The sequence below is a fragment of the Candidatus Limnocylindrales bacterium genome, from assembly GCA_035626395.1.
Lineage (GTDB): Bacteria > Desulfobacterota > Binatia > UBA1149 > CAITLU01 > DASPNH01.
In genome coordinates this window covers 1-26,110 of record DASPNR010000035.1, presented here as the reverse complement: position 1 = coordinate 26,110, position 26,110 = coordinate 1, and the positions used below count along the sequence as shown (strand labels likewise).

The following is a 26,110-nucleotide window of genomic DNA, read 5'->3' as shown; positions in this document are numbered from 1 at the left end:
GACGCCGCCGCGTTGTCACGTGCCTCGTCGTGCTCGCGCTCGTGCTGCCGGCGATCGCCGCCGCCCAGGGCACCATGGCGCCCGTCGGCCGGCAGCAGTTCCACGACGCCAACGGCAACCCGCTCAACGGCGGCAAGCTCTATACCTATCTCGCCGGCACCAACACGCCGGAGCCGGTCTATCAGAACGTCACGCTGACGACGCCGCATGCGAATCCGGCGGTGACCGACGCGAGCGGCTGGCTCACGTTCTATCTGGCGCCCGGCAAGTCGTACAAGTTCGTCCTCAAGACGAGCGCCGACGTGACGATCTGGACGCAGGACAACATCCCGGCGGTCCCTGCGTCGTCGACCAACCAGGACATCACCGGCATCGCCGGCGAGTCGCTGCTCGCGGGCGAGCTCTGTTACCTCTCCGACGGCACCGGCGGCGGTATTGCCGGATCCTGGTACAAGGCGGACGCGGATTTCCCCTACGCGTCCACGACGCCCCAACTCGGATTCGTGCTCGCGACACTTTCAGTCGGGGAATCGGGCACGTTTCGCCAGGCCGGCGCCATGACGCTGGCGGGCCCGCTGACGCCGGGTGCGCAGTACTTCGTCAGTGCCACGGCCGGCGCGATCACCGCGACCGCCCCCACCAGCGCGCGGGCCGTGGGGGTCGCGGCCTCCACGACGTCGCTCAACGTCGCAACCAATCCCGTCAATCCGCTCGCGGATCCGCGACCGTGTGACGGTCGACTCACGTTGACGAGCGGTACCCCCGTCACGACCACCGATGTCACGGGCGCTGCGACGATTTATTGGACGCCGTACCAGGGGAATCGCTGTGCGCTCTGGAACGGTTCGCAGTGGATCACCTACGCCTTCACGGAGCGGTCGCTGGCGTTGTCGGTCACATCGGGCTTCAACGCGGATGTCTTCGTGTTTGACGCCAACGGGACGCTCACGCTGGAACTGCGCATCTGGACAAACGACACGACGCGAGCGGTGGCGCTGGCGCTACGCGACGGGGTGTACGTGAAGTCCGACGCTCACACCCGGCGCTACCTCGGCACCATTCGCGCGACCGGCACGAATCAGACCGAGGACTCCTTTGCGAAGCGATTTGTGTGGAACTACTACAACCGGGTGCCGCGGCCGCTGCGCGTGACGGAGGCCACGAACAGCTGGACTTACACGACCGCGACCTGGCGACAGGCGAACGGCAGCACGAGCAATCAGGTGGCCGTCGTCATCGGCGTCGCGGAAGTGCCCCTCGACCTGCGCCTCCGCGCGGGGAGCTCGAACGACAACGCCGGCGTCGGCATGAGCGTCGGGATCGGGCAGGACTGGACGTCGGGCCTCCCGACGACGGGCGGGCTGTTCGGCCAGGCCACGAGCCCCGTGGCGAACTACATCGTCGGGCACGTCGCGCTGCTGCGCCTCATCCCCGCGGTGGGGTACCACTACTACGCCTGGCTCGAGTACTCGGCCGCGACGGGGACGACGACCTGGTACGGCGACAACGGCGGCGCCGACCAGGGACCGTACAGCGGCATCGACGGCGTGATTGAGGGGTGACGATGACGGACGACGTCACGATCGGCGAGATTCATCGCCGCCTGGTCGACATCGACGAGCGGCACAGTCATCAGCTGAACGAGATTGCCACGCAAGTGCGGATCACCAATGGCCGCACGACGCGGCTCGAGGAGCGCGTCACCGGGCATGACCATGAGCTGAAGAACCTGAAGCGTGTGGACGTGCCGGCGCCGCTGCCGCCCGAGCTCCGAGAATTGATCGACCTGGCGCGCGACGCGCGCGGCGTCGCGCGGTTCGGCAAAGCGATGTGGGCGATCGGCGGCGCCATTGTGCCGATCGTGATCTGGTTACTGTCACAGGTGCAGCGATGACCGACGACGAGATCCTCGACGCCGTGCTCGCGCGCGAGGGCGGCTTTCGCGCCGCGGTGCGACGCCCGGACGGCTCGATCGACCCCGACACGATGTACGGCGTGACGGCGCCGGTGCTCGGCGAGTGGCGCAAGCTCGGTCGGCCCGCCACGATCGCGGAGCTGCAGGCGATGCCCATCAGTGAAGCGCGCGAGATCTTCCGCATGCGCTACATCATCGGGCCGGGCTTTACCCCGGTGAATGTGCCGTTCGCGCCGCTGCGCGAGCAGTTGATCGACTTCGGGATCAACAGCGGCCCGGCGCGGGCGATCCGCTGGCTGCAGCGCGTGCTCGGCGTGCCGGAGACGAGCACGCTGGACGATCGCACGAAGCGCGCGCTCACGGCGCACGCCGGGCGCCTGGTGAATGACGCGCTCGTGGCCGCGCGGAGCTACATGATCGATCGCGCGGTCGATACCGGCGCGATGCGAAAGGCGGACGAGGAAGGCGTCGAGAGCCGGGCGCTCTCGTTTTTCCTCTCGAAGCCGACGACGTAACGCACCGTCGCACGACACGGCGCGGGAGTCGCGACCCGCGCCGGCCGGCGACGACAACTGAGAGCGACCGAAGGGGCGGTCGTGTGGCGGGTCTGAAGACTCGCCAGACGGCCGCCCCTTTGTGTTGTGAACCGCGAACTGTGAGGATTTGATGCCGCCGACGTTTCCGTATCCCGGTGATGCCTTCCTGATCGAGACGCAGCGCGCCGTCTCCGAGCGCTACGCGCGCGCCGGGCATCCGCTCGATCTCGAGAACACCGTCTGGACCGCACGCACCGCCTATGACAGCGCCTTCATGCCGGCCGACCAGGCGCGCGCGAAGCACCTCCGCGAGCTCGAGCGCGCGCTCGGCCTCGAGGTCCCGCCGCCGCCGGCGCGGGATCCCATCGTCGGGCAGCTGCGCATCGAAGGCGGCCTCTACGTCGACGATCGCGGGCCGATTCTCCCGACGTTCCTGCACGCCGGCGATCTCTTCGCGCTCTACGTGCGGGAGCCGGCGGTTGCCCTGCAGGAGCTCGACGACATGGCCGACGCGGGCTATCACGGGCCGCGCGTCTGGACACATCTGAGCGGTGATTACTGGCGCCGCAAGGATCGCGAGGTCAGCGGGGAGGACCGCTTCGACGCGCTCGAGGCCTTCAGCGCGGAGCTCACGGCGCGGCAGCTGCTGCCGGTGTGGTCGCAGGGCGACGTCGGCGCGATTCGCGATCGCCGCCGCTTCATGGAGCGGCTCGCCACGCTGCCGGCGGCGTTCTGCGATGCCGGCAATGAGGCCTGGCAGACGGGCGAGGCGGATCCGCAGCAGCTCGCCACCATGATGCGCTGGTATCGCGACGCCGGCGGCCGCGGCATCCGATCGCTGACGTCCCCACCAGGAGAGGAGCAGCACGAGCTCGACGCCTACAGCATCGATCCCGCCCAGGTGTTCGACGTGCACGGCTATCGCGGCGGGCACTGGTACGACAAGGCGCGGCACATCTTCTCGATTCCGTGGGAGGTGCGGCCGCTGCGCCGCCTCGGGATTCAGTCCGAGCACACCGGGCCCGGCGAGCTCGTGACCGTGACCGACAACCCGCACGAGCTCGACGACGAAGCGATGGGCCTGTTCGCCGCGCAGAGCCTCACGTTCCGCCAGGCCTACATCTACTTCTGCGGCGATGGCATCTGGCGGCGGCAGCCGATCAAGGCGAACGCGGGGTACGCGGCCGTGGCGCGTGCCAAGACGTATCTGCCGCGCGACGTCATGCGGTTTGGGATGACGCACGGCTATCACGACAAACCGACGCGCGTGTTCACGGTCCCGAACGACGCGATGCGCTGCGATCACGCGATCGCGGACGACGGCCGCTTCGTGGCCACGTTGTACGGGCCGGGTCCCGATCGCGCGTTCCCGATTCACCGCAGCTTCACCGGATCGCTGATCGACCCCGGCACGGGCGAGGCGACGCCGCTGCAGGCGCGCGCCGGCGAGCACGTGCACATTCCCTTCCGCCGCGGCCGCGTGGTCGTCGGCCAGCTGGCCTGAAAGGACCTGACGCCATGCATGACCTGATTCACGAGAGTCTCCGGACCATCCTCAACGCCGCGATCGTCGCGCTCGTGCCGCTCGCCGTCGCCGCGCTCGTGCAGCAGCTCCGCAAGATGGGGCTGCAGATCACCCGCGAGCAGGAAGCGCGGCTCGAGCACTACGCCCGCCTGGCGGCTGCCGAAGCCGAGGAGTGGGCGAGTCAGCGCCTGCGCGCGTCGATCGTTGTGCACTCGGCCGACAAGCTCGAACGCGCGATCGCGTCCCTCGTCGACAAGGTGCCGGGCATCACGCGCGACGAAGCGCTGCGCGTCATTCACGCGCAGCTGCCCGCGATCGGCGCCGGCGCCGCGGCCGCGCTCTCGGACTTGCGACGGGCGGCGGCGAACGGGGTGCGCTGATGCCGTCGCCCTTGGAGGCGCAGCCGGCGCTGCCGCCGGTTACCAGTGCGCAGCCGATTCGCTCGGCGATGGACAAGGCGCTCAGCGACACGCTCGCCAAGCTGCCGCCCTCGAGCGGCCGCGGGTTCGTGCAGGTCGACGCCACGAACACCGGCGCACGCGTCGAGGGCGCGGTCCGCGCGGGCGGGGTGCGCGTCGCTGGCTGGGTGGGCTGGGTGCGCCACGCATCCCCGGAGGCCGGCGTGCGGGCCCGGTGGGACTTCTAGACGCACGGCGAAAGGCAGGTCGGTCATGTCCCTGAGTCGCGACGACGATCCTCCGGTGGCGGTGAGCGTGTCGCTCGCGATTGTGATCGCGTGCGGCGGGGCGATCGCGTGCCTGACCGGCTGCGCGCCGGCGCTCATCCGACGGTCGACCGCGATCCTGCACGTCGACGCCGGCTACGAGCCGACGCCCGGCGACGAGATGGGGCCGGCCTACCTGCAGCTGCACGATCGGTTGACGCGATGGGGCATCGAAATTCACGAGCAGCCGCTGCGGGCCTACGGGCTCGCGGACCTGCGCCGCGGCGTCATCCTGATCCGCGAAGGCCTGCCGGTGAACGCGCGGTTCGAGGTCCTCGCGCACGAAGCCGCGCACCTGTTCCAGCCGCCGGCGCTCGAGGACAGCTCCACGGCGCAAGTCTTCGCCGAGCTCGTGGCGGTCGGGATCGCCAAGCACTATGGCTATGCGCGGTACCTCGAGATCTCCGCGCGCTACCTGGCGATGCACAAGCACGCCTTTGGGGGCGCGAAGTACCTCGAGCGCGATATCGCGTACGCGGTGAAGGCTCTGACCGGCCAGGTGCCGATGCCCGTGCGAGGCACGCCATGATCGCGCGGCCGTGCGGGTGCGACGTCGCCGCGGCGCCGACGCTGGTCGGCTTCACCATTCTCGAGACGCAGCAGACGGTGATCGATCACTACGTCTGCGACTGTTGCGGGCGCGCGTGGAGCGTGCGGCAACCGGAAGGCCGAGCGCCTGCCGCTGGGAGCGCCGATGCTCCGATCGGCGAGGCAGGTGACTCGGCTGCCGTCACCTAGGATGACCCTCGCGGACACCCGCCTGCTCGTAAGTCATTGCACGAGAGCGGCTTAGATTCGATTTCGCGCGAGCGTGCGCGCGGCTCATAACCCAAAGGTCGGGGGTTCAAATCCCCCCCCCGCAACCACGAAATCCTTAAGAAATTCGACGATCTGACCGCGGCGCCGCGTCCAACGTGGCGTCCGCGGTTTTGTCATTTTCAGGCGCTTTCGGGCTCTTGTGGTCGTCGGAGGATGACCCCGAGGATGACCCGTGGCCCCACCCCAGCCGGCCCTCGAGCAGCTCACTGATCCGCCGCATCTTCGACAGCCGAATGCCGGTGTAGTGCTTCCGCACCAGCGACAGATCCGAGTGCCCCAGCTGCGCCTGAATGTCGGCGTCCTCGGCGCCACGCTCGGCGAGCTCAATCCCGACCGCGTGGCGGGCGTTATAGGGCCGCACGCCGGCCGGCCAGCCTGCGGCCCGGACCGCACGCGCGAACGCCGTGGCGTCAATCGTGGTGTAGCGAATCGGCCCGACCGTGGGGAACGGCCGGCGCGTCCGGAGCAGCGCCTCGAAGGCCGCGCGCTGGTCGCTGTTCAGCACGATCGGGATCGCCTCGCCGCCCTTCCCGCCCTCGAGCGTCACGACGCCGGCGTCGACGTCGTCGCGGGTCAGCGTCGGCAGCAGGCGATTCACTTGCGAGAGCCGCAGGCCGGTGCTCGCGATCACCATGTAGACGGCGTGGAAGAGCGGATCGCCGGTGCGCAGCTGCTGCTCGACGCGCTGGATCGTGGCGACGTCGACGAAGGTCGGCTTGCGCTTCGGCGGCACGGGCACGTCGATGTGATCGAGCGGCGTGCGCGCCTTCTTGTTGTTCGCCAGCGTCACGAAGAAGTGATGCAGCGTGCGGCAGCGGTTCTGGATCGTCTTGAGCGAGACGCCGGCGGCGCGCCAGGTCGCGATGGCGCGATCGATGTCCTCGGGCCGAATGGTGCCGCGGCGCTTGTCCTGGAACTGCGCGATCCAGGCGCGCATCTCCGACCGCTTCGATTTCCAGGAGGCCGGCCGCTTCTTCGCGCGTTCGAGGTAGCGCGCGACGTCGGCGGCGAAGGAGCCCGGGCGGACGATCGGCTGTTCCTCGTGGAGCTCGACGCGGATCCGCTCGCGTTCGCGTTCGATTTCGTGGTACGGCGTGCCGAGCTCGAAGCGCACGCGGCGGCCGCGTTTGTGCGGGCCGGTGCCGACCTGCACGACCGCGGTCAGCTGGGTCGCGCTGCGGAAGATGCCTTCGGCGACGCGCTTGCCTAGCTTGCCCATTGAACCTCGAGCTGGCCGTAATGCGTCAGCGCGACACGCCGGATAACCGCGCGACGAGCACCCCGATGCCGGGCGTGCCGCTCACCGTGACGTTGTACGTGACGGTTCCCGCCATGCTGTTACCACTGACGCGCGTGCTCCACGTACTGATCGCCGCAGTGAGCGTGCCGGACGTCGCCGTGCCCTGAAGGGTAATCGTGCCGTCATTGCCAATGACGCCGGACACAGGGCCGGTGACTTGGCCGAACTCCACTGTGCCGGCGAGGCTCGCGCCGTTTTGTGAAAACGATAGGCGAATCGGCAAGAGCGACCCCGGCGGGAACACTCCTCGCTGCGTGCTGCACAGCAGGTCCTGCACCGAGCCGGTGCCATCACAGCGCTCGACGACGTAGTTGCCGCGCCAGGTGCCGGCGGCATTGAACAGCGCTGTCGCGGTGACTGGAATTGTGTTCGTACCGCTGGTGTGATCGGCGTCGATGGTGATCGTCCCCGAGAACGATCCGCCGCTCTCGGGCGCGAAGGTGATCGTGATGACCTGCGACCCGCCAGGCCCGATGGTTCCGCTCGTCCAGCTCGTAAAGAAGTGATTCGCAAGCCCACCCGTGATCGACAGCCCGCGGACGGTCAAGGTGGCGGTGCCGCTGTTGGCCAACGTAATCGTCAGATCGCGCGAGGCACCCACGAATACCTGGCCAAAGGTCAACGAGCCGGTGATCGCGAGGATTCGGGTCTGCGCTGGCGGGGGCTGCTGGGTGCTCGGCCCGGTGGGGGTGTTCGCCGGCGAGCTGCTGCTACCGCACGCTGCGGCGAAGATCGCCAACATCAAGGTCGCCGTCCGGGTCATCATCGTCGCTGCTCCTGGTTAAAGGCGCCGCCGGGGGGAGGCGTGCTCAGCGCGACCTACGAAAATGAAACCGTCACATCAGCATTCGTCGTTGCATCGAGTACCAGACCAGCGGTAGGGTTCGCTTCTCGGGCTCTCCCTCGCCCGCGGCCGGAGTCGTCATGGCGTCGGTCAACCCCTCCGAGATCTTCTCTGTCGTTCGCGGCTATCGCGCGCTGTCACCCGAGCATCGGCGGTTCGTTCGAATGACGATTGCCTTTGCGCTTCGGCGGTCTCGTTCATCCGCACCGCGTGACGAATCAGATCCTTTAGATCGTCTGGGCCACGATCGAACGCCCGCGCGATTTCCGTCGCTTCTTCCGAGATCGGCGTCTCCGTCGGCGCGGCGTTCACGAGGCCACCCGTAAGTTCGTTGGCGACGAGCATGCAGTGCTGAACAAAATCCAGCCGATACACCTGACAGAGACCCCAGAGAATCGCCATGTTGGGGGGGCGCCCATGCTCGTATTCCGAAACCGTGCGTTTGCCCGTCTTGAACCCGAGGGCTTGTAGCCGCTCAGCAACCTGATCGAGTGAGTTGCGTTTCCCTAGCAAAGTCTCTCGGTAGCCGCGGAGCCTGTCACCGAACTGCGGCGTCCGCGCGCCGCGCACGACTGGCATTTTGACCGGCAGTCTAGCGCCGCATTCGTGCTCAAAGAGAAACGCGGTTAAAAAAGGTGTTGACACCCAAGCACGTCTGATTTAGGGTTTGTGCTTACATGAGCACAGACACGCGGTTCGACGTTGACAAGTTGGTTGACGACCTCGCCGCACGCGGCTGGTTGCCCACCGACCTGGCCCGCGCCGCCCAACTGTCGGACATGACCATTTCCCGGGTGCTCAAGGGGCAACGCCATAACCCACGCACCTGGAAGCAGATCGCCGACGCCCTCGGCAAGAACATCCGCCGCTACACGATCCGGAGGGCCGCCTAATGGCCGTCGATCAGGCGCGCCCGCAGGGTCCGCTCCCGCGCGCACAGCGCGCAGAGTTGCTGGCGCCGCACCTCGATCGCGCACAGGACCTCGGCGTACTCGAGGCGCTGGCGGCGGAGAGCCTGCAGGTGCAGTGCGTGCGGGACGTCTTCAGCCGCACCAGCCCCGCGACCGGCCTCACCGACTACGTGATGGTCTGCCGCACGCATCGCACCGTCGGCGCCCATCACCCCACGGCGTTCGACGCGATGCGCGATCTCTGTCCTGTCGCCGCGGAACTCAAGATCGGCGCCCGCCGCCTGCGCGAGCTGCGGCGCCTTGGCTTTGTCCAGTTGTCCGATGCCGTTTCCCCCCGGCAAGGAGTCGATCGTGTCGTCGTCGTCGAGTAGCACGCAGGTCAATTTGCCGCCGATGGGGCTGGCAACACCACGAAACAAAGTTGCCGCCGCGACGGCAACTTATGGCAACTCGGATGCCGTCGCGGTCGCGGACGCGCCCGCCGTTGATTTCGTGAAGGTGTGCCTGCTGGCCGGGTCACGGCTTGGGATGCAGGACAAGGAGATGGCGGCGATCTTCGATCTGACCGCGCCGGAATTCTCGCGTGCATTCTCGGCGGCCGTCACGGATCGCAACCGCGTAATGAAGACGACGCTGCCGGCGCCCTTCGCGCGCGAGTGCGCAAAGGTCCTTGGCGAGCTCACCGGGCTGTCGATCTGCGGCGTCGACGACGAGCGGCACGCCGTCGCCGATCTGATGGTGAGCGCCGCGAATTACTTGCGGGTGGTGCGGCGGTGATCGGGTGCCTCGTGGCGGCGTTCCTGGCGTTCGTGTTCGCGGTGGCATCCGCGGCGGCCGCGCAGCTGCTGCCCGTGGGCAGTCCGGAGCAGCGCGGGGTGTACGTGGAAGCGCTCGTGTCGGCTGGCCTCGGCTACGTGTTCGTCGGGGCCGCGTGGTGGTTGGCATGAGCGATCGCCCGACGCCGTTCACCTCGTGGGACGACGTGCCGCTCATCTGCCACATCGACGACGTCGCGCGCGTGCTGCAGCGGTCGGTCACGACGATTTACCGCGAAGTGCGCGCCGGCACGATGGTGCCGCCGCCGCTGCCGCGCAGCGGCCGCACGACGCCGCTCGAGTGGCGCAAGGTCGATCTCCAGAACTGGTACGAGGGCGGCTACGCGAAGCATGACGCGCCGGGTGCGCGTCGGCGCCGGCGGCGGCTCGCGCTCGTGCGACAGGTGCCGGCATGACCTTCAAAGCGCACGTCATCGTGACGGTCGAGGCGGAGACGGTCACGGAGGCCGGCCGTAGCGCCGTCGACCAGTTGCGCCATGGTCGTCTGCCGGACTTCATGTTGCTCGAGCTCGACGCCCACGGCGGGTATCGCGCGCCCGCCCTGCCGCACGTCGTCGAGGCCTCGAAGGTCGGGCCCAGTGTCGCGCCAGATCTCCTCGCGTTCGTGCGGGAGTTTGTCACCTGGTGGCAGCAGGTTGGCGAGACCGTCCACAGCGGCGATGAGAGCCTCGCCGCGTTCGCCGACGACGCCCTCATCCTGCTTGCCAAAGCCGACGGGCGGGTGCGATGACGCGCGTTGTCCGCGCGCTCGTCGCGCGCCTCTCGCAGCACTGGCACACGCACACCTGTCTCGTCTGCCGCACCGGCTGGCTGTGCAAAGTCCGGCACTGCGGCCGTTTCACCGTCGCCACGTGCGCGAGCTGCGCCGCGTTGCGGTCCCCTGGTCACGTCCATCCCGAAGGAGTCTCCCGATGATGAAGATTGTCAAAGCGACCGATGCGATCCCCGTCGAGCATCCGGTCTTCCTGCTGTTTGGCCAGCCGGGGATCTGCAAGTCGAGCCTCGGCTACTCGATGCCCGACGTGCTCACGCTCGACTTCGACAAGGGCGCGCACCGCGCGGCGAACCGCAAGGACACGCTCATCATCGACAGCTGGGCGGACGTCACCGCGCTGATGCACGCCGGCCAGGCGCTCGACCCGTATCGCTCCGTGGTCGTCGACACGGTCGGCCGCTGCCTCGATGTGATGACCGCGGAGATCGCGCGCGAGAGCCCGAAGCTGGCGCCGAACGGCAACCTGTCGCAACAGGGCTGGGGCACGCTCAAGACGCGCTTCCGCACGTGGATCGCCTCGCTGCGCGCGCTCGGCAAGGACGTCCTGCTCATCGCGCACGACAAGGAAGACAAAGACGGCGACGTCCGCGTCGTGCGGCCCGAGATCGTCGGCGGCTCCTACGGCGAAGTGATGAAGATCGCGGACTTCGTCGGCTACGTCTACATGAACGGCCGCGAGCGCGTGCTCGATTTCAACCCGACGGACCGCTGGATCGGGAAGAACCCGGCGGGCTGGGCGCCGTTCCCGATCCCGCCGATCGGCAAAGCGCAGGCCTTCATGGCGGACCTCTACGCGCAGGGCCGCGAGGCGCTCGGGAAGATCAGCGAGGCGAGCGCGATCGCGACGCAGCAGGTCGACGACTGGCGCGCGCAGATCGACACGTTCACGACCGCCGACGAATTCAACCGCGCGGTGACGGAGATCAAGCAGCTCGCACCGGTGGTGCTGCCGCAGGTGGCCAAGCTGCTGCTCGAGGCTGCGGAGCGCAAAGGCATCCCGTTCGACAAGGTGACGAAGCGGTTCCTTGCGCCGGCGACGCCGGAGCCGGAACCGGTCGGCAGCCTGCTCTGAGCGACGCCATGCGCATCAGCACCACGACGCTCGAGTCGTACCGGCTCTTTTGCGAGCCGGACAACGACTGGATGACCGAAGACGAGCTCCTCGCGACGATCCGCGGGGAGTTCGTCCCGACGCACGCCGTGCTCCTCGGGCAGGCCTTCGGCCGCGTGCTCGAGGATCCAGACCGCTACAGGGTGCGGAGCGGCTACATCTGCAACGGCTTCGCGTTCGGCGACGACGTGATGGCCGAGCCCCTCGCGCTGTTCGATCGCCGCGGCGTGTTCGAAGCGAAGACGACGAAGGCGTACGGCGACTGCACCGTCGTCGCGAAGGCCGATCAACTGATCGGGACGCGCATCATCGAGAACAAGACGACGCTCTCGACGTTCGACTTCGACAAGTACGCCAAGAGCTGCCAGTGGCGCTTCATGCTCGACCTGTTCGAAGCGGCCGCGTGCACCTATCACGTGTTCTGCCTCTACGAGGGGTCGACCGGCGTCATCGAGCTCAAGAGCATCGAGACGTTCACGCTCTATCCATATCCGGCGTTGCATCAGGAGTGCCGCGAGCTCGTCGCGCGGTTTGCCGACTACGTCCGCGCCAAAGGGCTCGACGGATTACTGCGCGAGCGCCAGCACAAAGCGGAGGCCGCGTAATGCCGGCGCCCATCATTCTGCAGCGCAGCACGCTCGGCGAGCTGCTGCGCGCGCTCGAGGACGTGCGCGAACGCCTCGGCGACGAGGTCCTCGTGCTCACCGAAGTGGGATTCAACGGCGGCCGCGACCTGTATGTCGGCAGCCGCACGCTCACCGTCTACGAGAGCTTCACGGGGAGCTCCGTCACTGTCAGCGCCATCGAGTGCCGCGAAGACGCGATCGCACGCGAGGAGCGCCAGGCCGCTTCTCTCACCGCAGGAGCGCGATCGTGATCGTCGTCCGCACACAAGCTGAGTTCGACGCCGCGATCGCCGCCGGCGGCCGCGAGATCACCATCGACGGTGACGTCACCATCGTCGTCACCAGCGCCGACGAGCTGCTGCTGCAGGTCGTCGGCAGCTCGCAGCCGCGCGTCGTGGCGAGGGACAGCTCGCAGCCGCGCGTCGTGGCGAGGGACAGCTCGCAGCCGCGCGTCGAGGCGTGGGGCAGCTCGCAGCCGCGCGTCGAGGCGAGGGAGAGCTCGCAGCCGCGCGTCGAGGCGTGGGGCAGCTCGCAGCCGCGCGTCGTGGCGAGGGACAGCTCGCAGCCGCGCGTCGAGGCGAGGGGCTACGTCCAGCTGTCGGTCAGCGGCCGCACCACGGTTACCGCGGGCCCGCAGTGCTCGGTCCTGATTGAGGGCGCAGCGCCGCAGGTCGAGGGCGGACAGCAGACGCGGCTCGAGCGCAGCACCGCAGCGGAATGGTGCGCGTTCTATGGGCTCCCGATCGTCGACGGCGTGGTCACGCTCTACAAGGCAGTCCGTCACGACTTTGCGAGCAACCACGATCCGGCGTTTTTCTGGCGGCCTGGCACGCTGCCGTCGGTGCCGCGGATGGACGCGCACGAGTGCGGCGTCGGGCTGCACTTCTGCCCGTCACCGGGCCACGCGCGCGCGTTCTATAACGCCGAGGATGCGCGGTATATCGCCTGCCCCGTGCGCGTCGACGACATTCGCGTGCATCCGAACCCCGACTACCCGACCAAGGTGAAAGCGCCGCGCGTCTGTGCGCCTGTGTTTGAAGTCACCGAAGACGGCGAACCGATTCCGGCGCCCGCCGTCGCCGCCGTCGAAGGAGCGTCCGCGTGATCCCGTCCAAGAAGGCACGACGAGGCTTTGGCTCGATGCCGCCTGAAAAGCAGCGCGCGATCGCGAGCCAGGGCGGCAAGGCCGCGCACGCGAAGGGCACCGCGCACACGTGGACGCCGGAGGAAGCGCGCGAGGCCGGCCGCCTCGGCGGCATCGCCAGTCGCGGCGGCCGCGGCAAGTTGCCGACGCCGGCGCGGTAACGAGAGCTTGCGCGGGCCGGGTGGGTCGGCGGTCCTGAGGTGCTGACCGATGGTCGATGCGAGATCGACCCCCGCGCAAATCAGAGGTCGGGCACTGAACAGCAAGTCGGAGAGAGAGCGAAGAGCGAGATACACCACGAGCAGTCGCACGGATCGCGGCTAGACGTGACTTACGCCGGAGGGAGAGCAATCCGGCCCTTTCAAGGAGTAGTGATGGACGAGATCTACGCGGACGTTCCCAAGCGCCCCCATGGCACCGTTTCCGGCTGTGCGAATCCCGAATCCGGTTTCCTCGCCGACGCCGGCGGCGAGACGCGCGCGTTCACTGAGTCGATCCGATCACGCGCGCAGCGCCGTGCGCAGACCGCGATCGTGGACGCTCGGCGTCACGAGCAGTTTGCGCAGCGCATCACGCCAGAAATCGAAACTGTCCTCTGGTGCCTGCAGGAAGCGATCGCGCTCGGCTACATCGACGTGCACGAGCTCCTCGAACGCCGTCACACGATCGCCTCCCTGAATCGGTTCTGACGCGATGCGGCTTTCAGGTTCGATGCGTGTCGGCGTGAGAGGGCCACGCCGGAGATCGGTCGCAGCACTGCCAACCTTCGGGGCGATCTCGCCGAGGCGTACTCGGCGCACGCATCGATCGATCGGAGCGCGCGTGTGAGCTGGCACGCGATCAAATACGCGTGGACTTGTCAGCAGCCCGAGGTGAAGGGCAGCCCGCGGCTCGTGCTGCTCGCGATCGCCACACGCGTGCGACGCCAGAAGGCCAAGACGGGCCCGACGTCGCTCGCGCAGTTGCAGCGCCTCACGCTGCTGACCGAGCGCCAGGTGCGCCGGTGCCTCGACGTCCTCGAGTCCGTCGGCGAAGTGCGGCGCGTGCGCCGCGGCAAGAAGGCGATCTACGCGATGCCCCGCTTGGTCGGGCCGCTCTTCGTGGTGGGCGACGACGAGAAAGCGGACAACTTGTCCGGTTTTGAATCGCCGCCGCGCGCCGAAAAGGCGGACAAGATGTCCGATTCATCGGCGGACAAGATGTCCGGAAAAAAGCGGTCAACTTGTCCGGATTTGCGCGGGATCTCTTCTGAGGATCGTGCTGTACGTACCTTGATCCAGAAGAGTACTGCTACTGCTGAGTCCGACGACGCGAAAGCAGCAGCAGAAGTCTTCCTTGACTGGTTCGTCGCGGAGTACCCGACGCATCGCGGCGGCCTCTACCAGGTCGATCCGGTGAAAGCCGAGCGCGTCGTGCGCGAGCTGCTGCGGGGGCGCTCGATCGGCGAGCTGCAGGCGATCACGCTCCGTATGTGGGCGGATCGGCGCGACCCCTGGGTGCGCAACAGCGATTACGGCGTGCACGTGCTCAAGCACCGCGTGACGCAGTACGAGCAGCAGCTGCGCACCGAAGGGGCCCTCCGCACCGCGGCGCCGCGCGATTGGTATGCCGACACGCACGCGCGGATCCTGCGGCAGCTCGCGCAGCCGCCGGCGGACACCCCGCTCGGCCAGGTGTGCGCGAAGGTGTCGCGCGCGCTGAGTGAGCCGTGCAGCGAGGCGACCCTGCGGCGGCTCGACGCGGAGCTGCTCGCGGCCGCACGCGCGGCCGTCGTCATTCCCGAGATTGAAGCCGCGGCGGCCGCGGAGCTCGCGAGTTATCGCGTGCGCGTCTCGCGTGAGGAATACGCGCGGCTGTTCGCGCGCGCCGTCACGCACCTGGTGCGCGAGACCGCCGGCATTCCAGATCTCACGGTGCTGCTCGACGGGGCGCGCAAGGACGGGACGGCATGAGCCGCCGGCGTCTGGTGGGCGAGCCCGCGGCTCGCCCTGAGAAGGTAGAACAGGCGGGCATCGTGCGGTTGCTGCGATCGCTCGGCGCGAAGGTCTACGTGCTCGGCACCGTGCGGCGCCGCGGCGACTACCCGGGCACGATGCAGACGCCCGGGCTCCCGGACGTGCGCGCGTTCCTGAAGGGGCAGACGCCCGACACGCGCGTGCTGCTCGAGATCGAATGCAAAGCCGCCGGCGGCCGCCTGCGGCCGGAACAACGCGAGTACCGCGCGTGCTGCCAGGCCGCCGGGATCGCGCATGTCGTCGGCGGCATCGACGCCGTCATTGCCTGGTTGGTGACGCACGGCTATCTCCGGGCCGACGCGGTCGCCGCGCACTACACGAAGGGACGCGATCATGCCTCGCCCGAGACGTAAGCAGCCGCGCACGAGCAGCGGCAAGACGGTCAGCTACGAGTTCATCCCGCGCGACTCGCCGCGCGGCGAGCCGATGTATCGCCTGCTCGACGCGCTCGTGCGCGAGCACCATCACGAGATCCGCTTCGCGCGGATCGCGCTGGCCTGGTGCACGTCGTGGAAGCCCGACGTCGACGGCAAGGTCACGATCGGCAAGTGCAAGAAGGCCTCGGATCTCGATCGCGAGTTCATGGCGTTCGACTTCGTGATTCTGCTGTCGAAGGCCTACTGGACGGATCCGCTGATCGAGGACCGGCACCGCGCGGCGCTGCTCGATCACGAGCTCTGTCATGCGGCGATCACGCTCGATCGCGACGGCGAGCCGGTGGTCGACGAGCGCGGGCGACCCGTGTATCGCCTTCGCAAGCATGACATCGAGGAGTTCCATGTGGTGCCGGAGCGCCACGGCCTCTACAAGCACGACCTCGAGCGCATGGCCCAGGCGCTGCGTCGCGCGGCGATGGTCGGCTTCAGCCCGTGCGAATCGTGCGCGGGCACGCCGGGCTGGGTCCCCGACCCGACCCGCACCGACGGCGCGGTAAAGCGCTGCGCGTGCTGGAAGGCCTGGCAGGCCCGCATCACGGGCACGCCGCTCGACGAGCTCGAACCGACCGCGCGTCAGGCGGCCGCCGAGGAGCGGCCGCACGCGCACTGACCCCCGTCAACGTCCGGCTTTCACAGGAGCACAGTCACGATGGACACTGTTACGGCACCTGCGGATCGCGTCGAGCGGATCCCGATCACGCTGCTCGACCCGTCTCCGCTCAATCCGCGCAAGCGCTTCGAGACCGCATACCTCGAGGACCTGAAGCGCAGCATCGAATCACACAAAGGCGTCCTCGTGCCGATGCTCGGCCGGCCGGGGAAGAAGGGTCGCGTCGAGATCGTCGACGGCGAGCGGCGTTTTCGGGCGCTGCAGGACCTGGCGAAGGTCACGAACGGCGAGTACGGCGAGGCCTTCCGCTCGGCGCTCGTCGTCGTGCGCGAGCTCACCGACGGCGAGGTCCTCGAGATTCAGCTCGTGTCGGCGATTCAGCGGCAGGACCTGACGCCGCTGGAGGAGGCGCGCGGGTATCGCGATCTCATCAAGTCGAACCCGTCGCGCTACAGCGCCGCGTACATCGCCGACAAGATCGGGCGCAGCGAGAAGTACGTGCACGACCGGATGAAGCTGCTCGATCTGATTCCGGTGCTGCAGAAGCTGCTCGACGCCGAGCGGATCCTCGTAGGGCACGCGGAGCTGCTCGCGAAGTTGAAGCCCGAGGATCAGGAGCGCGCGCTCGACGTGCCGGATCGCTTCAATCGCGGGAAGGGGCTCTGGCAGGACGAACACGCCCGCCTCGCGATCGACGACGACGAGGACGGCGAGCCGACCGCGAAGAACCTCTATCGCGGGTTGAAGCCGGTCACCGTGAAGGAGCTCGAGAGCTGGATCGCGCATCACGTGCGGTTCGACGTCGAGCACATGGCGGCCGCGGCGCCGCTCGACTTCGCCGCCGTCAAGCAGGAGGTCGACGCCGCGAAGGCCGAGCCCGGCCGCGGCAAGAAGGTCATCGCGATCACGCACGAGTACCGCGTCAGCGACGACGCTCGCGACGACAAGGAACGGACGTTCGGTCGCGAGTCGTGGGAACGCGCCGACGGCAAGGACGGCTCGAAGATCTGCGATCACAGCGTCCTTGGCGTGTTCGTCGCCGGTCCGGGCCAGGGCACGACGCTGCGCGTCTGTGTCAATCGCGACAAGTGCCTGGTGCATTGGGGCAAGGTGATTCGCGATCGCGAGAAGAATCAGAAGCTCCGCGTCCAGGGCAAGGGCGGACAGGCGAATCAGCGCGAGGCGGCAACAGAGGCGAAGCGGCGGGAGGAGGCTGCGGCACGGCAACGTGCGCAGGAGGCGTGGAAGAAGCTCGAGCCGCTGATCGAAGCCGCGGCGATCAGCCAGATCAAGTCCATCAAGGCGCTGACGTCGGCTCAGGCCCGGTGGATCTTTGATGACGCCAGCCTCGATCTGTATAGCTCCGTCACCACACTGAAAAAGCACCTCGGTTCGGACTGGCACAAGAACCTGGCGGCGGGACTGATGGTGCTGGCGATCGAGGGCGGCTATTACGAGTCGTTCGACGAATTCGTGAAAGACACGGCGAAGCCGCTCGGCCTGGACATCAAGAAGCTCGAGGCGGTGCGCGACAAGCACGCGCCGAACCCGGGGCCCGAGACAGCCGCGGCGCCGGCGAAGAAGGTCGCGAAGGCGCGGACACGGTAAATGGGACGAGCCCATCGCGAGGCGCGCATGAATCGCCGCGTCGATCGGCGCACCGCATGGAGCCGTCGCGTCTCGCGACGTGGCGGCTGCCGGCGCTGTGGCCAGTCGCTGCCGGCCAACGCGCTCGGCTTCGCGCATTGCTTCCTGTGTCGCGTCGTGCGGTCGCAGCAGGCACGGGCCCGCTACGGCGCCGCGCGCGGGCAGCGACTCGCACTCGTGCAAGTAGAGAGCGGCCTCTGGCGCCTGGCCGCCATCATCACCCGCATTCAGCAGCCGAGGACCGTGGCATGACAGGGGGGGGCGGTCGTCGCCCGATCGGCGTGCTGTGGTGCAGCAACCAACGGAAGCGTTCGGCAACGGCTGGTCATTCCCGCCAGCCGTCGATCGGCACTTGCGAGCGATGACGGCTGGCAAGCGCGTCTGTCATCTGTTCGGCGGCCGAGCCCGTTTCGGCACGCGAATCGATATCGATCCCATCGTGCGGCCAGACGTGATCGCGGACGCATGGTTGCCTCCGTTTCGTCAGGACGCGTTCGACGTCGTCATTCTCGATCCGCCGTATGTGTCGATTAACCAGCAGATGAAACAGCAGCTGCTCCGCGGTGCCGCGTTCATCGCGAAAGAGCGCGTGATCTGGTTTCACACGATGTGGATCGCGAACGGTGGTAGTGACCGACTGCGGCTCGATCGTAGCTGGCTCGTGCGCGTCGGGGACAGCTGCGCGGTGCGGTGCCTGCAGGTGTTCCGCGTGCAACCCGGTGGGAAACGCATGTCGCGGCCGTTCTTCACGCGCGGGCCGGCGATCAGATACAACCGTTGGCTCGGCGGTCAGCTCGGGCTGCCGATTGAGAAGAAGTCGATCGCCTGACATGCCTGACATGCCGCATCTCGACGACACGCCGGCGCTCGAGCGCACGATCGACCTCGCGCTGGCACAGTCGCGCGAGAAGGAGCTGCGCGCCGCCGAGCGGGTGATCGTCGCCCTGCTCGCGGAGCTCCACGGCTCGGCGCGGCCGATCGATCCGACGGTGCGGCGCCAGGCGTACGTGTGGCTCTACGAACACGCGAGCCGCGAGGAACAGCGAGGCTGAGCCGATGTGCTGCGCCCTCCGCGATTGCGGCCGTCGCCAGTGTCGCGTGTGCAGCTGGGCGCGGATCCCGTCCGGCATTTCGGCGTCGACGGCGGAACCGATGCGCGAGGACGCGAAGCCCGATCTGCCCGAGAAGCGGAAACCGAGTATGACCATGCCGAAGAAGCGGCACCGCGTCGGACCCCACGCATGAGCAGCCTGCTTGCCGCCGCGTCGACCGGCTACCAGTTGCGCGTCTACCAGGACAACGCCGTCAAGCGCGCGCGGATGTATCTGACTGATCGGCGGTTCACGGGCCGCCACGGCGTCATCGTCGCGCCGACCGGATCCGGCAAGTCGCTCATCATCGCGGCGATCGCGACGGCGCTCGACGCGCCCTGTATCGTGTTCCAGCCCTCACGCGAGATCCTCGCGCAGAACGCCGAGAAGCTGCGCGGCTACGGCTACGCGCCGGAGATCTTCTCGGCCTCGCTCAATCGCAAGCGCATCGGCGCGATCACGCTCGCGACGATCGGCAGCGTCGTCAAGCACGCCGCGCAGTTCCAAGCATTCCGCTACGTGCTGATCGACGAGTGTCACCTCGTGAACGCAAAACAGGGCATGTATCGCCAGTTTCTCGACGGCCTGCAGCACGCGCGCATCCTGGGGCTCACAGCGACGCCCTATCGGCTCGCCTCGAATGCACTCGGCTCGCAGTTGCGCTTCCTCACGCGGACGCGGCCGCGGGTGTTCCAGGACGTCGTGCAGTACACGAACCTGGCGCCGTTGTTTCGCGCCGGCTTCCTGGCGCCGATCGCGTATCACCGCGAGCCGCTCCTCGACCAGGCGCAGCTCCGGTTGAATTCGACCGGCGCGGATTACGACAACCAGGCGGTGCAGCAGCACTTCGCGGAGATCGGCTTCGCCGCGCGGCTCCGGGCCCGCGTCGAGCAGCTGCTCGCCGAGGGCCATCGGAACGTCCTCGTCTTCACGCGGTTCACGGACGAAGCGCGTGCCCTCGCGCAGGCCATCCCGGGCGCCGCAGTCGTCACCGCGGACACGCCGGACCATGAGCGCGCCGGCATCCTGCAGGGGTTTCGCGACGGGCGGATCCGCGTCGTCACGAACGTTGGCGTGCTTACCGTGGGGTTCGACTATCCCGAGCTGACGACCGTCGTGCTCGCGCGGCCGACGATGTCGCTGGCGCTCTACTACCAGATGGTCGGGCGCGTGCTGCGTCCGCATCCCTCGAAACCGACCGCGCACGTCGTCGACCTGGTCGACCTGGTGACGCGTTTCGGGCGCATCGAGGATCTGCACATGCAGCCGGGCGGGCCGAAAGGTGACCAGTGGGTCATCGTGTCGAACGGCGTCCCGCTCACCAATGTGTATTTCGGGCCGCCGCGCGGGCCCGCCACGTTTCGCAACGCACAGGAGGCCCCATGCACGCCGTCACGCTCGTAATGCCGCGCACCCAAGCCCGGAAGGCGTACCTCGAGTACCGCAAACTCGTGACCCGCGATCGCGACGCCGAGGATCAGCGCCGGCGCAACGAGGACGCCGCCTTGATGCGCGCGTATCGCGAGATCGCGCGCGGCAACCCCGTTATCGACCTGCCGCACACCATGCGCGCCGCCGGTCTCGGTGCAGACTTCTACCCGAAGCTCGCCATCGGCCGGGCCGACAAGGCGCACTGCTGGGTGGAGATGTTCGCCGGCGGCGGGGCGGTGTTCACCGGCTACGACCCTGGTAAGTATTACCGCGGTCGCCCTGCGGCATCGACCCGTGCCGAACTGCCCGCTGGCACGTTTGAGACCTGGTCTACGCGCTGGAACAACGAGCGGAACACCGCCCAATACGTGAATCGCCCCAGTGATTGGTCACGAAAGGCGAAGGCCCTCACGCCGACGGTGCCCGCGGAGTTGCGTCCGAAGGCGAGCCTTGAGCGGTTCTGCATCTTGTGGGAGGCGGTGTGGACGCGCGAAGCGCCCCGCGATCCGATGCTTCTGAAGCCGCTCGGTGGACCGTTCTACGCCGTCGTCGCCGTGTGGGACCTCACCGAGCTTGAGCGTGCCGTGCTGCGCGGCCGCATCGGCGAGTGACCGTGTAATCGTTTGCGCCCGCCGACTCAACCATGCACTCTGATGTGGACGCCGTGAGATTCGACGACGACGGCGATCGGCCCGCCCACGACGGCCGCATGGTCCGCAGAGTGCTGCGCGCCCTCAAACAGCCGCGCACCATCGCCGACGTCGCGGCGGCGCTCAGGTGGCCCTGGAAAACCGCGCACTCGTGGGTGCACTACCTGCTGCGGACCGGGCGCGTCGTGAAGGTCGGCACGAAGCCGGGCGGCCGTCGCGCCGGCGTCTATCAGCGGTCGTACCAGCGCGCGGCCAGCTCGCGGACGCTGAAAGTCATTCCCAAGGAGCGGTTGTGATTCTGGTGCTGCGCGCGGAGTTGTTCGAGGGTGATGACACCGGCACGCGGCTGCAGGCGCGCATCGACGCCGGCGAAAAGCCGTTCGCTGCGTGGGTTATCGACCTGGGCCGCATTGAGGAGGATCGTGCAGATTTGCTGCGGCGCTGTCTGCACCCGGCGATGAACGTCCTCGCTCGGCCGATCGAGCAGGCGATCGACAGTTTTCAAAAGTAGAGCGATCTAGACATGAAGGGCCAGAAGACCGGCGGCCGTCGCAAAGGCACGCCGAATAAAGCGACCGCCGACGTGAAAGCCGCGGCTGCGAAGCACTCCGACGAGGCGATCAAGACGCTCGTCGCGATCATGAAGAACCCGAAGGCCGACGACCGCGCGCGCATCGCCGCCGCGAAGGAGATCCTCGATCGCGCCCACGGCAAGGCCCCGCAAGCGATCACCGGGCCCGAGGGCGGGGACCTCTCGATGGTCATCAAGAAGATCGTCCACGTGCACGAAGATGGCACGCCGGCGTAAGGCCGCCGCGGCTACGCTGCCGCCGCCGGCCGACGACGAGTGCCGCATGCACTGGCGCGGCCAGCAGTCGGTCGCGCTGAAGGACACCACGCGCGAGCTCGACGTCGAGGGCGCGCTCCGCGCCAGCAAGACGACCATCTGCCTCTGGAAGGAGCTCAACGCCTATCTCAATCACCCCGGCATGCACGGCATGTTGTGTCGCTGGACCGACGACGCGACGCATTCACTCCTGAAACCGGTGTGGCGCGCGATCTGCGCGAAGGCCGGCGTCGCGCTCAAGTGGCACGCCGAGGAGCAGTACGACGAGCTCCCGAACAAGGCGCGCGTCTACATCCGCGGACTGAAGACGCAGGATCAGACGCTGCGCTATGCGAAGTTCCGCGGCCTGACGTTGTCACGGGTCTACGTCGACCAGGCCGAGGAGCTGCCGCACGACGTGTACCTCGAGCTCGCGGCGCGGCTCTCGCAGAAGGGCTTTCCGCACCAGATCACCATCTCGCCGAACGCGGTCGAGGAAACGCACTGGATCGCCCGTGAGTTCCCGACCGACAATCGTTTTCTCCCGCAGCGCAAGTACATCTCCCTGAGCGTGCACGACAATGCCCACAACCTGGCGCCGGAGGTCATCCCGACGCTTGAGCGGCTCTATCCGCCGTCGCACCCGAAGCACCGCACAATGGTGCTCGGCAAGCGCGGGCTGAACGTCATCGGCGAGCCGGTCTACAAGGGCGCGTTCGAGCGGAAGCGGCACGAGGGCCCGGCGGAGTTCGACGCGACGCTGCGGCTGCTGATGGCGCTCGACTTCGGCAAGCACCATCCCTGCGTCGTGTTCAAACAGATCAGCGCGTTCGGCCAGGCGCGGTTCCTCGCCGGCATCCTGGGGCAGTCGCTCTATCTCGACGCGTTCATGGATCTGGTGCTGCACTACCGCGCGCTCTGGTTCCCGGGCGCGATCGAGATCGCCGAGTGCTGCGACCCGGCCGGCGCGACCGACACGAGTCACGGCACGAAGGGGGCGGTCGCCACGCTGCGTGAGAAGGGCGTCCACCCGCGGTCCGTGCCCGACAGCAACTCCCCGATCGTGCGCCTGGCGATGATCGAGCGCATGGCGGGGCAGATGCGCAAGCGGGCGGCGGACGGGAGCGAGGCCTTCCTCGTGTCGAACAGTGATCGCTGGCTGCGCATCTCGGCCGACAACGTCGTCGTGGATCGGTTCCTTACCGACGGGTTCGAGGCCGGCTACGTCTGGTCGCCGCACACGGTGAGCGTCAACAACAAGCCCGTGCGGGTGCCGAAGAAGGACGGCTGGTATGAGCACGGCCAGAACTGCGCGGAGTACCTCGAGGTGAACTTCGGGGCGCCGTGGAAGAAGCCGGTCGAGGAGGAAGAGCCCGAGCCGTATCGGCCGGTGAGCCCATGGGGATGACGCGTGACGACGTGACGCTCGCGCTGTTCCTCGAACGGGCTTTTCGCGAGCAGCTGATTGACGCCCGCCTGGCGGCGCTGGCGCGGGAGTGGGCAGAGACCGAAGCGGACCCGCCGGCGGATCCGGCCATGGCGCGCCTCGTCTGGCTCTCGCGACAACTGCGCGCCAGCTACCTCAAAACAGCGGCGAACGCTCTCGTCGGCAACCTGTACAGCGTGCCGGCCGACAAACTGCGGCCTGGCGACGAATTTGCGCTCGGCGGACGGCGATGGCGAGTGATCGAGCAACACCCGCCGACCGAAGATGCGCGCGGGCAGCGCCAAGTGAACGGCATCTTGCGCTACGAGCTCGCCGGTGACGGGTCTGGGTCGCAGTTCGTGCCAGAGGTGCGCGACTACTTTCAGCACATCCAGACGATCGTCGACCCCGACTCAACCGTGTAATCGGTTGCGCCGATCTCAACCATTCGCGCATTCTGCTGCGCGTGACCCCCACCGAGCGCACGGTGCACGACTTCTGCGCCCGCGTCGCCTTCGCCCGCGTCGCCCGCGAGCTCGCCGACCAGCAGCGCGAAGCCGCTGAGGCCGCACGGGACTGGCCGCACGGCGCCGCGCTCGTCGCCGTCATCCCCGCCCCGCAGGGGCACGCCTGATGGTCCCCACCGCTGGCTTCAAGCCGAACGCCGCCGGTCTCTACGTCCCCGAAGAGCACGCCCGCGCCCGCGAGGTGTGGACGTTCGACGAATGGCGCGCGATCGAGAAGGCCAGCAAGCTGCTGAAGGGCCGCGCGCTGGCGCTCGTGTTCCGGTGCGAGGCGCCGGCGTGTCCGGATCCGACGATTCGGCGTGAGCCGCTGCTCGGCGGCGAGATCCGGCTCCGGTGCGGGTGTAAGGATCGCATCTTCACGCGGCACGTCTGACCATGGCCGACACCGACGACGGCGCGCTGAAGGAACTCCGCGAGCGCTTCGAATACGCGCATAACGAGTGGCAGCCGATCCGCGAGGAAGGCGCCAAGGACATGCGCTACATCGCCGGCGACCCGTGGGATCCGAAGGATCGCCGGGCGCGCGAGGAGGCGAAGCGCCCGGTGCTCTCGCTCGACGAGCTCGGGCAGTACGTCAATCAGCTCGTGAACGACGTCCGCGCGTCGAAGCGCGCGATCCGGATCACGGCGACCGGCAACGGCGCCAACGACGCCCTCGCCAACGCGCGCGCGAACCTGATTCGCCAGATCGAATACAAGTCGCACGCGCAGATGGCGTACACCACCGCATTCGAGAACGCGGTCCAGCGTGGGTACGGGTTTCTGCGGGTCTCCGCCACGTACGCGCAGCGCACCGTGGACAAACCCACCGCCCGCAGCTTCGACCAGGAGCTGCGCATCGATCCGATCGTTAATCCCGACCTGGTGACGCCGGACCCTGACGCGCTCCGTCCGGACATGAGCGATCAGCGGTACGCCTTCGTGCGCGAGGCCTGGCTGCACGAGGACTTCAAGCGCAACCCGCTGTTTCGCGGCGCGACGATCAAGAACTTCTCGGGCAACAACGTCTTCAGTGAGGCGGGGCCGCTCTGGCTGAACGACAAGAAAGTGTGGGTCGCGGAGGCCTGGGCTATCGAGTCCAAGCCGCGCACGCTGGTGCTGTTGCCGCATCCGACACATCCAAAGGACGGGGAACCGCAGGCGGTCTGGCGCGACACGATGACCGATGCCGACTGGCGCGCGGAGAAAGGTCGCGTCATCCGCGAGCGTGAGGTCGACGCGCCGTACGTCTGTCAAAAGCTCACCAACGGTCTCGAGATCTTCAAAACGGTCGACTGGCCAGGCGAGTACATCCCGATCGTCGCGTGCCTCGGCAAAGTGATCTGGGTCGACGAAGGGAATGGTCCGAAACGCAAGGTTCTGTCGCTCATTCGCCTGGCCCGCGATCCCTACATGCTCTACTGCTACTACCGCTCATGCGAGGCGGAGCTCGTAGGTATGACGCCGAAGTTCCCGTACTTCGCGTACGAGGGGCAACTCACGCCCGCGCAGTTGAAGAACCTCCAGAAGTCGCTGCACGAGCCAGTCGCCGTCGTCACGGTGAAGCCGACCGTCGAGGGTGTGCCGGCAGGGACCGTGCTGTCATTCCCTGCGCGGCAACCGTACGAGCCGCCGATTGCCGGCCTCGAGGTCGGCGCTGAAGCGGCTCGCCGGGCCATCCAGTCGGCGATGGGTAGCGGGTTTCTCCCGACGCAGGCCCAGCGGCGCAACGAAAAGAGCGGCGTCGCACTCCGGCAGATCGAGACGAGCGCGCAAAAGGGCTCGTATCACTTCATCGACCACTACGAGGACGCGCTCCGGCACTGCGGCGTCGTCTTGAACGACCTGATTCCCCACTACTACGACACGGCGCGCGATATTCACGTGCGCAAGCCGGACGACACGCCGATCCAGCTGCGCATCAACGATCCGAACACCGTCGACGAGGAGTCGCAGCAGCCCATCATCCTGACCGAGGGCGATTACGACGTGACGATCTCGACCGGCCCCAGCTTCGAGAGCGAGCGTGAGCAGGCGAGCACATTCGCCGACACGCTCATCGGCGCGCGGCCGGAGGTCTTCGCGCTCATCGGCGACCTCGTCATCAAGTTGAAGAACCTCGGGCCGATTGGCGACGAGATGGCCAAACGGCTCGAGACGATGCTGCCGGCGCCCGTCAAGCAGGCGAAGGACGGCGGCCAGGTGCTGCCGCCGCAGGTCCAGCAGCAGCTCGCCCAGGCACAGCAGATGGTCGAAGCGGCCATGGCGAAGGTCCAGGAGCTGCAGCGCATCATCGACACGGATGCCGTCAAGGGCGAGCGCGACGTGCAGCTCGCGCAGCTGAAGGCGCACCTCGAACTGGGCCTGCAGCAGCTGAAAGGCGAGCAGGCACTCGAACAGCTCCG

Annotated in this window: 39 protein-coding genes; 36 read left to right on the top strand and 3 right to left on the bottom strand. The window is 67.9% G+C overall.

The genetic code is table 11. The annotated features are described in order from the left end of the window. The first annotated feature begins 29 nt into the window (after positions 1–29). The 8 genes from VEC57_15055 to VEC57_15020 all read left to right on the top strand — a co-directional run bounded on the left by VEC57_15055 (position 30) and on the right by VEC57_15020 (position 5,438). Positions 30–1,562, top strand: coding sequence for a hypothetical protein (locus VEC57_15055; protein ID HYC00454.1), 1,533 nt, complete (start codon positions 30–32; stop codon positions 1,560–1,562). Between the two features lie 2 nt (positions 1,563–1,564). After that, entirely contained in the window at positions 1,565–1,894 is a 330-nt protein-coding gene (locus VEC57_15050) for a hypothetical protein (protein ID HYC00453.1), read from the top strand. Continuing rightward, a complete protein-coding gene (locus tag VEC57_15045; protein HYC00452.1) occupies positions 1,891–2,430 on the top strand; it encodes a glycosyl hydrolase 108 family protein in 540 nt (179 codons plus the stop codon). Before VEC57_15050 ends, VEC57_15045 begins: the two co-directional genes overlap by 4 nt. 151 nt (positions 2,431–2,581) lie before the next feature. Beyond that, positions 2,582–3,955: a hypothetical protein gene (locus tag VEC57_15040; GenBank protein HYC00451.1), complete on the top strand. Its 1,374-nt coding sequence runs from the start codon at positions 2,582–2,584 to the stop codon at positions 3,953–3,955. A 74-nt stretch (positions 3,956–4,029) separates the two neighbouring features. After that, positions 4,030–4,356, top strand: coding sequence for a hypothetical protein (locus VEC57_15035; protein HYC00450.1), 327 nt, complete (start codon positions 4,030–4,032; stop codon positions 4,354–4,356). Then, positions 4,356–4,622: a hypothetical protein gene (locus VEC57_15030; GenBank protein ID HYC00449.1), complete on the top strand. Its 267-nt coding sequence runs from the start codon at positions 4,356–4,358 to the stop codon at positions 4,620–4,622. The genes VEC57_15035 and VEC57_15030 overlap by 1 nt, the downstream gene beginning before the upstream one ends. 61 nt (positions 4,623–4,683) lie before the next feature. After that, on the top strand, positions 4,684–5,229 hold the full coding sequence (locus VEC57_15025) for a hypothetical protein (GenBank protein HYC00448.1): 546 nt from the start codon (positions 4,684–4,686) through the stop codon (positions 5,227–5,229). After that, the gene (locus tag VEC57_15020; protein ID HYC00447.1) at positions 5,226–5,438 is read left to right on the top strand and encodes a hypothetical protein; all 213 of its coding nucleotides are present in this window, start codon (positions 5,226–5,228) and stop codon (positions 5,436–5,438) included. Before VEC57_15025 ends, VEC57_15020 begins: the two co-directional genes overlap by 4 nt. Before the next feature lie 136 nt (positions 5,439–5,574). On the opposite strand, the gene VEC57_15015 is transcribed toward VEC57_15020, so the two are convergent. From VEC57_15015 to VEC57_15005, 3 genes are all read right to left on the bottom strand, one after another. After that, positions 5,575–6,633, bottom strand: a complete 1,059-nt coding sequence (locus VEC57_15015) for a tyrosine-type recombinase/integrase (GenBank protein HYC00446.1) — start codon at positions 6,631–6,633, stop codon at positions 5,575–5,577. Between the two features lie 130 nt (positions 6,634–6,763). Then, entirely contained in the window at positions 6,764–7,585 is an 822-nt protein-coding gene (locus VEC57_15010) for a choice-of-anchor D domain-containing protein (GenBank protein ID HYC00445.1), read from the bottom strand. A 168-nt stretch (positions 7,586–7,753) separates the two neighbouring features. Beyond that, a complete protein-coding gene (locus VEC57_15005; GenBank protein ID HYC00444.1) occupies positions 7,754–8,308 on the bottom strand; it encodes a hypothetical protein in 555 nt (184 codons plus the stop codon). A gap of 32 nt (positions 8,309–8,340) precedes the next feature. Here VEC57_15005 and VEC57_15000 point away from each other — a divergent pair, with 32 nt between their 5' ends. The 28 genes from VEC57_15000 to VEC57_14865 form a co-directional block, all read left to right on the top strand. Continuing rightward, positions 8,341–8,556, top strand: a complete 216-nt coding sequence (locus VEC57_15000) for a helix-turn-helix transcriptional regulator (protein HYC00443.1) — start codon at positions 8,341–8,343, stop codon at positions 8,554–8,556. Next, a complete protein-coding gene (locus tag VEC57_14995) occupies positions 8,556–8,945 on the top strand; it encodes a hypothetical protein (GenBank protein ID HYC00442.1) in 390 nt (129 codons plus the stop codon). Before VEC57_15000 ends, VEC57_14995 begins: the two co-directional genes overlap by 1 nt. Then, complete coding sequence (locus VEC57_14990) at positions 8,926–9,351, top strand: hypothetical protein (protein HYC00441.1); 426 nt, start codon at positions 8,926–8,928, stop codon at positions 9,349–9,351. The genes VEC57_14995 and VEC57_14990 overlap by 20 nt, the downstream gene beginning before the upstream one ends. Beyond that, positions 9,348–9,521, top strand: a complete 174-nt coding sequence (locus VEC57_14985) for a hypothetical protein (GenBank protein ID HYC00440.1) — start codon at positions 9,348–9,350, stop codon at positions 9,519–9,521. The genes VEC57_14990 and VEC57_14985 overlap by 4 nt, the downstream gene beginning before the upstream one ends. Further along, positions 9,518–9,805 (top strand): hypothetical protein, encoded by a 288-nt coding sequence (locus VEC57_14980; protein HYC00439.1) that lies wholly within the window; start codon positions 9,518–9,520, stop codon positions 9,803–9,805. The genes VEC57_14985 and VEC57_14980 overlap by 4 nt, the downstream gene beginning before the upstream one ends. Further along, positions 9,802–10,140 (top strand): hypothetical protein, encoded by a 339-nt coding sequence (locus VEC57_14975; protein HYC00438.1) that lies wholly within the window; start codon positions 9,802–9,804, stop codon positions 10,138–10,140. Before VEC57_14980 ends, VEC57_14975 begins: the two co-directional genes overlap by 4 nt. Before the next feature lie 121 nt (positions 10,141–10,261). After that, complete coding sequence (locus tag VEC57_14970) at positions 10,262–11,257, top strand: ATP-binding protein (GenBank protein ID HYC00437.1); 996 nt, start codon at positions 10,262–10,264, stop codon at positions 11,255–11,257. 8 nt (positions 11,258–11,265) lie between these two features. After that, entirely contained in the window at positions 11,266–11,901 is a 636-nt protein-coding gene (locus VEC57_14965; GenBank protein HYC00436.1) for a hypothetical protein, read from the top strand. Next, positions 11,901–12,173: a hypothetical protein gene (locus VEC57_14960; GenBank protein HYC00435.1), complete on the top strand. Its 273-nt coding sequence runs from the start codon at positions 11,901–11,903 to the stop codon at positions 12,171–12,173. Before VEC57_14965 ends, VEC57_14960 begins: the two co-directional genes overlap by 1 nt. Beyond that, complete coding sequence (locus VEC57_14955; GenBank protein ID HYC00434.1) at positions 12,170–13,027, top strand: hypothetical protein; 858 nt, start codon at positions 12,170–12,172, stop codon at positions 13,025–13,027. Before VEC57_14960 ends, VEC57_14955 begins: the two co-directional genes overlap by 4 nt. Further along, complete coding sequence (locus VEC57_14950; protein ID HYC00433.1) at positions 13,024–13,227, top strand: KGG domain-containing protein; 204 nt, start codon at positions 13,024–13,026, stop codon at positions 13,225–13,227. The genes VEC57_14955 and VEC57_14950 overlap by 4 nt, the downstream gene beginning before the upstream one ends. 213 nt (positions 13,228–13,440) lie before the next feature. After that, entirely contained in the window at positions 13,441–13,755 is a 315-nt protein-coding gene (locus VEC57_14945) for a hypothetical protein (GenBank protein ID HYC00432.1), read from the top strand. A gap of 135 nt (positions 13,756–13,890) precedes the next feature. Further along, a complete protein-coding gene (locus VEC57_14940) occupies positions 13,891–15,018 on the top strand; it encodes a hypothetical protein (GenBank protein HYC00431.1) in 1,128 nt (375 codons plus the stop codon). Between the two features lie 14 nt (positions 15,019–15,032). Next, a complete protein-coding gene (locus tag VEC57_14935; GenBank protein ID HYC00430.1) occupies positions 15,033–15,434 on the top strand; it encodes a hypothetical protein in 402 nt (133 codons plus the stop codon). Next, positions 15,415–16,128, top strand: coding sequence for a putative metallopeptidase (locus VEC57_14930; protein HYC00429.1), 714 nt, complete (start codon positions 15,415–15,417; stop codon positions 16,126–16,128). The genes VEC57_14935 and VEC57_14930 overlap by 20 nt, the downstream gene beginning before the upstream one ends. 39 nt (positions 16,129–16,167) lie before the next feature. Beyond that, positions 16,168–17,736 (top strand): ParB/RepB/Spo0J family partition protein, encoded by a 1,569-nt coding sequence (locus VEC57_14925; GenBank protein ID HYC00428.1) that lies wholly within the window; start codon positions 16,168–16,170, stop codon positions 17,734–17,736. A gap of 328 nt (positions 17,737–18,064) precedes the next feature. Next, the gene (locus VEC57_14920; GenBank protein HYC00427.1) at positions 18,065–18,604 is read left to right on the top strand and encodes a hypothetical protein; all 540 of its coding nucleotides are present in this window, start codon (positions 18,065–18,067) and stop codon (positions 18,602–18,604) included. 1 nt (position 18,605) lies between these two features. Continuing rightward, the gene (locus VEC57_14915; GenBank protein HYC00426.1) at positions 18,606–18,827 is read left to right on the top strand and encodes a hypothetical protein; all 222 of its coding nucleotides are present in this window, start codon (positions 18,606–18,608) and stop codon (positions 18,825–18,827) included. 189 nt (positions 18,828–19,016) lie between these two features. Beyond that, complete coding sequence (locus VEC57_14910; protein ID HYC00425.1) at positions 19,017–20,270, top strand: DEAD/DEAH box helicase; 1,254 nt, start codon at positions 19,017–19,019, stop codon at positions 20,268–20,270. Further along, complete coding sequence (locus VEC57_14905; GenBank protein ID HYC00424.1) at positions 20,249–20,908, top strand: hypothetical protein; 660 nt, start codon at positions 20,249–20,251, stop codon at positions 20,906–20,908. The genes VEC57_14910 and VEC57_14905 overlap by 22 nt, the downstream gene beginning before the upstream one ends. Before the next feature lie 53 nt (positions 20,909–20,961). Further along, entirely contained in the window at positions 20,962–21,243 is a 282-nt protein-coding gene (locus tag VEC57_14900; protein HYC00423.1) for a hypothetical protein, read from the top strand. Next, entirely contained in the window at positions 21,240–21,458 is a 219-nt protein-coding gene (locus VEC57_14895; protein ID HYC00422.1) for a hypothetical protein, read from the top strand. Before VEC57_14900 ends, VEC57_14895 begins: the two co-directional genes overlap by 4 nt. 12 nt (positions 21,459–21,470) lie before the next feature. Beyond that, complete coding sequence (locus tag VEC57_14890; GenBank protein HYC00421.1) at positions 21,471–21,755, top strand: hypothetical protein; 285 nt, start codon at positions 21,471–21,473, stop codon at positions 21,753–21,755. Continuing rightward, positions 21,739–23,181 (top strand): phage terminase large subunit, encoded by a 1,443-nt coding sequence (locus VEC57_14885; protein HYC00420.1) that lies wholly within the window; start codon positions 21,739–21,741, stop codon positions 23,179–23,181. Before VEC57_14890 ends, VEC57_14885 begins: the two co-directional genes overlap by 17 nt. Next, positions 23,172–23,624 carry a hypothetical protein gene (locus VEC57_14880; protein HYC00419.1) on the top strand — a complete coding sequence of 151 codons (453 nt, stop codon included), beginning with the start codon at positions 23,172–23,174 and terminating at the stop codon, positions 23,622–23,624. Before VEC57_14885 ends, VEC57_14880 begins: the two co-directional genes overlap by 10 nt. A gap of 41 nt (positions 23,625–23,665) precedes the next feature. Next, the gene (locus VEC57_14875; GenBank protein ID HYC00418.1) at positions 23,666–23,833 is read left to right on the top strand and encodes a hypothetical protein; all 168 of its coding nucleotides are present in this window, start codon (positions 23,666–23,668) and stop codon (positions 23,831–23,833) included. Next, a complete protein-coding gene (locus VEC57_14870) occupies positions 23,833–24,099 on the top strand; it encodes a hypothetical protein (protein HYC00417.1) in 267 nt (88 codons plus the stop codon). The genes VEC57_14875 and VEC57_14870 overlap by 1 nt, the downstream gene beginning before the upstream one ends. 2 nt (positions 24,100–24,101) lie before the next feature. Continuing rightward, positions 24,102–26,110 (top strand): portal protein (locus VEC57_14865; GenBank protein HYC00416.1); only part of this gene is annotated, 2,009 nt, incomplete at its 3' end.